The organism is Streptomyces anatolicus, assembly GCF_019400875.1.
Taxonomy (GTDB): Bacteria; Actinomycetota; Actinomycetes; order Streptomycetales; family Streptomycetaceae; genus Streptomyces; species Streptomyces anatolicus.
Window position 1 is genome coordinate 1 of record NZ_WMBF01000429.1, and the last position, 5,483, is coordinate 5,483.

The following is a 5,483-nucleotide window of genomic DNA, read 5'->3' on the forward strand; positions in this document are numbered from 1 at the left end:
CACCGAGACCGCGCTGACCCTCCTGACCTCGCCCCTGGCCGGGATGGACGCCGCCGACCTGCGCCGACTCGGCCGCGCCCTGCGCGAGGAGGAGCGCGCGGCGGGCAATCACCTGCCGCCGCCCTCCGACGAACTGCTGGCCCGCGCCCTCGCCGAGCCGGAGCGACTCGTCGCGCACGACCCGGCGTACGCCCGAGGAGCCCAGCGGCTGGGCGCGCTGCTCCGCAAGGCCCGTGAGCGCCTCGCGGGCGGCGGCACGGCGGAGGAGGCGCTGTGGGACCTGTGGGACGGCACACCGTGGCCCGGCCGCCTGGAACGCACCGCGCGGCGCGGCGGCGCGGCGGGACGCAACGCCGACCGTGACCTCGACGCGGTATGCGCCCTGTTCGCCGCGGCGGCCCGCGCGGAGGAGCGCACGGGCGGCCGTGGCGCCCTCAACTTCCTGGAGGAGACCGAGGCGCAGGACATCGCCGCGGACACGCTCACGCGCCGCGCGGCACGCCCCGACGCCGTACGCCTGATGACGGCCCACCGCGCCAAGGGCCTGGAGTGGCGCCTCGTCGTGGTTGCGGGCGTCCAGGAAGGGCTCTGGCCGGACCTGCGCCGCCGCGGCTCCCTCCTGGAGGCCGACCGCATCGGCCGCGACGGCCTCGCCGAACCGCTCACCCCCGGAGCGCTCCTCTCCGAAGAGCGACGCCTCTTCTACGTGGCCGCCACGCGCGCGCGTGAACGGCTCGTCGTGACCGCGGTGAAGGCCCCCGCGGACGACGGCGACCAGCCCTCCCGCTTCCTCGGCGAACTCGGCGTCGAGCCCAAGGACGTGACGGGCCGCCCCCGCCGCCCCCTGTCCGTCGCCGCCCTCGTCGCCGAACTGCGCGCCACCACCGTCGACCCGCGCGTCTCCGAAACCCTGCGTGAGGCGGCCGCCGAGCGCCTGGCCCGCCTCGCCGCGCTCAGCGACGGCGACGGGCGCCCCCTGGTGCCCTCCGCACACCCGTACCGCTGGTGGGGGATGTACGAGCCGACGGCGAGCGAAGTCCCCCTCAGGGACCGCGACAAGCCGCTCGTGCTCTCCGGAAGCGCCCTCGACCAGCTCGCCAACACCTGCTCCCTGCAGTGGTTCCTGGGCCGCGAGGTGAAGGCGGACGCGCCCGCGACCGCCGCCCAGGGCTTCGGCAACGTGGTGCACGTCCTGGCCGACGAGGTTGCCTCCGGACGCACCCCCGCCGACCTCGCCGTGCTCATGGAGCGCCTCGACTCGGTGTGGGACGCGCTCGCCTTCGACGCCCCGTGGAAGTCGGCACAGGAGAAGGAGCACGCGCGCGTGGCGCTCGAACGCTTCCTCCAGTGGCACGTCGACTCCAACGGAGCACGCGGCAGCCGCACCCCCGTCGCCAGCGAGCACGGCTTCGACGTGACCCTCGAAGCGGGCCCCTACGAAGTACGCGTACGCGGTTCGATGGACCGCGTCGAACAGGACGCGGAAGGCCGCGCCTACGTAGTGGACTTCAAGACCGGCAAACACGCCCCGAGCACCGCCGACGTCGCCCGCCACCCCCAGCTCGCCGTCTACCAGCTGGCGATCCGCGAAGGCGCCGCCGATGACGCCTTCGGAGGCGTACGACCCGAACCGGGCGGCGCCGAACTGGTCCAGCTGCGCCAGGGCGCCGCCAAGAAGAACGGCGGCGACACCCTCCCCAAGGTGCAGGCCCAGGAGCCCCTCTCCGGAGAGTGGATCGGCGACCTCCTCGCGACGGCCGCGGGCAAGGTCCTCGACGAACGCTTCACACCCACCACGGGCCAGCACTGCACGCACTGCGCCTTCCGCGCCTCGTGCAGCGCCCGCCCGGAGGGACGCCACGTCGTCGAGTAGCCCCGGGGGACAGCACGACCGCATGGCCGAATTAAAGTCACGGTAAGAACTTGCTGTGCGCCGACCCAGGCGCACCTTCCTGAGGAGTACACGTATATGGCAGCCAACCGGAAGCTCCTGGCAGTGGCCGTCGTCTGTGCCGCCGCCGTCATCGGCGTGACGGGCTGCAGCAGCGACGGCGGCGACAAGGACCCCTTCGAGGGCATGAGCGCCGACAAGATCGCCTCCAAGGCCTCCAAGGCATCCAAGGACGCCGGGTCCTACCGGATGAAGGGCCGGATGAAGCAGAAGGGCGAGGAGAGCGACATCGAGTTCGCGGTCGCCGAGTCCGGCGACTGCAAGGGCACGATGGGCTCGCCCAAGATGGGGAGGGCCGAATTCCTCTCCGTCGGCAAGTTCACGTACTCCAAGGGCGACGACAAGTTCTGGGAGTCCAAGGGCGGCAGCTCCACCGCCGAACTCCTCAAGGGCCGCTGGGTGAAGACGCCCGCCGAGGGAGACAAGGCGGTCTGCAACCCGGACGACATGTTCAGCAACAAGAACCTCAAGAAGCTGAAGCGGAAGGACGACGCCGAGGTCGACGGCAAGAAGGCGGCCGTTCTGACCCGCAAGAAGGGCGGCGAGACCACCACCTTCTACGTCGCGATGGAGGGGAAGCCGTACTTCCTCAAGGTCGTGAACAAGGGCACCGAGGCCGGCACCGTGTCCTTCAGCGACTACGGCAAGACCGTCGACGTCAAGGCCCCGCCCGCCAAGGACGTCGTGGACCCGGACAAGCTCTCCTCCGGTTCCTGACCCCACGCACCCCATGAGCGAGCGGTGGCTGCCCGCACCCGGGCCCGCCCCGATTGTCAGTGGCCACCGCTAGCCTCTCTCACGTGCCACCTCGTATCACCGACCCCGAGCAGCTCAAGCAGCTCCTCGGGATCCCCTTCACCCCGGAGCAGACGGCGTGCATCACCGCGCCGCCCGCCCCGCAGGTGATCGTGGCCGGAGCCGGTTCCGGCAAGACGACGGTGATGGCCGCGCGCGTGGTCTGGCTGGTCGGCACCGGCCAGGTCGCCCCCGAGCAGGTCCTCGGCCTGACGTTCACGAACAAGGCGGCGGGCGAGCTGGCGGAGCGCGTGCGCCAGGCCCTGATCAAGGCCGGCGTCACCGACCCCGAAGCCGTCGACCCGGACAATCCGCCCGGCGAGCCGGTCATCTCCACCTACCACGCCTTCGCCGGCCGCCTCCTGACCGACCACGGCCTGCGCATCGGCCTGGAGCCGACCTCCCGCCTCCTCGCCGACGCCACCCGCTTCCAGCTCGCCGCGCGCGTGCTCCGCGAGGCCCCCGGCCCCTATCCCGCGCTGACCCGCTCCTTCCCCGACCTCGTCAGCGACCTCCTCGCCCTCGACAGCGAGCTCGCCGAACACCTCGTACGCCCCGAGAGGCTTCGCGCGTACGACACCGAACTGCTGCGCGCCCTGGAAGACGCCAAGCTCTCCAACGCCGACCTGCGCAAGGTCCCCGACACGGCAGCGGCCCGCCTGGAGCTGGCCGAACTCGTCGGCAGGTACCGCGCGGCCAAGCGCTCCCGCGACCTCCTCGACTTCGGCGACCAGATCGCCCTCTCCGCGACGCTCGCCCGCACCCGCCCGGAGGTCGGCGAGATCCTCCGGGACGAGTTCCGCGTCGTCCTCCTCGACGAGTACCAGGACACGTCGGTCGCCCAGCGCATCCTCCTGTCCGGCCTCTTCGGCGGCGGCACCGGCCACCCGGTGACCGCGGTCGGCGACCCCTGCCAGGCGATCTACGGCTGGCGCGGCGCCTCCGTGGCCAACCTCGACGACTTCCCCGAACACTTCGCGTACGCCGACGGACGCCCCGCCACCCGCCACGCCCTCAGCGAGAACCGCCGCAGCGGCGGCCGCCTCCTGAACCTCGCCAACGGCCTCGCGGAGCCCCTGCGCGCCATGCACGCGGGCGTGGAGGCACTACGGCCCGCACCCGACGCCGAGCGCGACGGCGTGGTGCGCTGCGCCCTGCTGCGCACCCACGCCGAGGAGATCGACTGGCTCGCCGACTCCCTCGCCCACCTCGTCCGCACCGGCAAGGCCCCCGGCGAGATCGCCGTCCTGTGCCGCACGGCGACAGACTTCGCCGAGATCCAGGGCGCGCTCGTCGCCCGAGACATCCCCGTGGAGGTCGTCGGACTCTCCGGACTCCTGCACCTCCCCGAAGTCGCCGACCTCGTCGCCGTCTGCGAGGTCCTCCAGGACCCGGGGGCCAACGCCTCCCTGGTGCGCCTGCTCACAGGACCGCGCTGGCGGATCGGCGCCCGCGACCTCGCCCTCCTCGGCCGCCGCGCCCGTCTCCTCGTACGCCCCGGGCACACCGCCCCCGACGACCCGGACCGGCGCCTCGCCGAGGCCGTCGAGGGAGTCGACCCGGCCGAGGTGATATCGCTCGCGGACGCCCTCGACACGTTCCTGGAGTCACCACTCCGCTCGGACGACGCCTCCCGAAGGGACGACGGACTGCCCTTCTCGGCGGACGCCCGGGTGCGCTTCGCCCGGCTCGCCGCCGAGCTGCGCGAGCTGCGCCGGTCACTGTCCGACCCGCTGATGGACGTCCTGCACCGCGTCCTCGCCGTCACCGGCCTCGAAGTGGAACTCTCCGCCTCACCGGGCGCCCTCGCCGCTCGCCGCCGCGAGACGCTCTCCAACTTCCTGGACGTCGCCGCCTCCTTCGCCGCGAACGACAACGGCGCGACGCTGCTTGCCTTCCTCGGCTTCCTGCGCACCGCCGCGCAGTACGAGAAGGGCCTCGACAACGCCCTGCCGGGCGGCGAGAACACCGTCAAGGTGCTCACCGCCCATAAGTCCAAGGGCCTGGAGTGGGACGTCGTCGCCGTCCCCGGATTGGTCAACGGCGTCTTCCCGAGCACGCAGGGCCGCGAGAAGTGGACCGCCCAGGCCAAGGTCGTCCCGCACGAACTGCGCGGCGACGCGGCCACCCTGCCCGACATCGAGACGTGGGACGCCAAGGGCATGAAGGCCTTCCACGAAGCCATGAAGGAGCACCAGCGCACCGAGGAACTCCGCCTCGGCTACGTCACGTTCACCCGCCCCCGCTCCCTGCTCCTCGGCTCCGGACACTGGTGGGGCCCCTCCCAGAAGAAGCCGCGCGGCCCCTCGGACTTCCTGTCGGCCCTCTACGACCACTGCGCGGCCGGCCACGGCGAGATCGAGGCCTGGGCCGACGAACCCGCCGAGGACGAAGAGAACCCCGCCCTGCGCGAGGACACCGCCGACCAGGCGTGGCCGCTCCCACTGGACGACGACTCCCTCGCACGCCGCCGAGCCGCCGCCCGCACCGTCCTCGACCACCTGGAACGCCTCACGGGAGAGGGCACACCGGAGCCCGCCCGCTCGCACGAGGAGGCCCACCCTTCGGCGGACGACGACGTGCCCCTGGCAGACGACCCGGAATGGCCACCCCCTCCGGAGGACGAAGACGGCCTCTCCGGAGACGACGGTTTCCCGGACGCCTACGGAGAGGCCGATTTTCCGGACGCCTACGGGGAGGCCGATCTCGCTGACGCCGACCTGGCGGACTGGGACTC

Annotated in this window: 3 protein-coding genes; all 3 read left to right on the plus strand. The window is 72.5% G+C overall.

The features are described 5' to 3' along the window. Window positions 1-1,873 (plus strand): PD-(D/E)XK nuclease family protein (locus GKQ77_RS26675; RefSeq protein ID WP_219691483.1); only part of this gene is annotated, 1,873 nt, incomplete at its 5' end. A 96-nt stretch (window positions 1,874-1,969) separates the two neighbouring features. Continuing rightward, window positions 1,970-2,668, plus strand: coding sequence for a hypothetical protein (locus GKQ77_RS26680; RefSeq protein ID WP_219691484.1), 699 nt, complete (start codon window positions 1,970-1,972; stop codon window positions 2,666-2,668). A gap of 83 nt (window positions 2,669-2,751) precedes the next feature. Further along, a partial coding sequence (locus tag GKQ77_RS26685) for an ATP-dependent helicase (RefSeq protein ID WP_219691485.1) occupies window positions 2,752-5,483 on the plus strand: 2,732 nt, incomplete at its 3' end.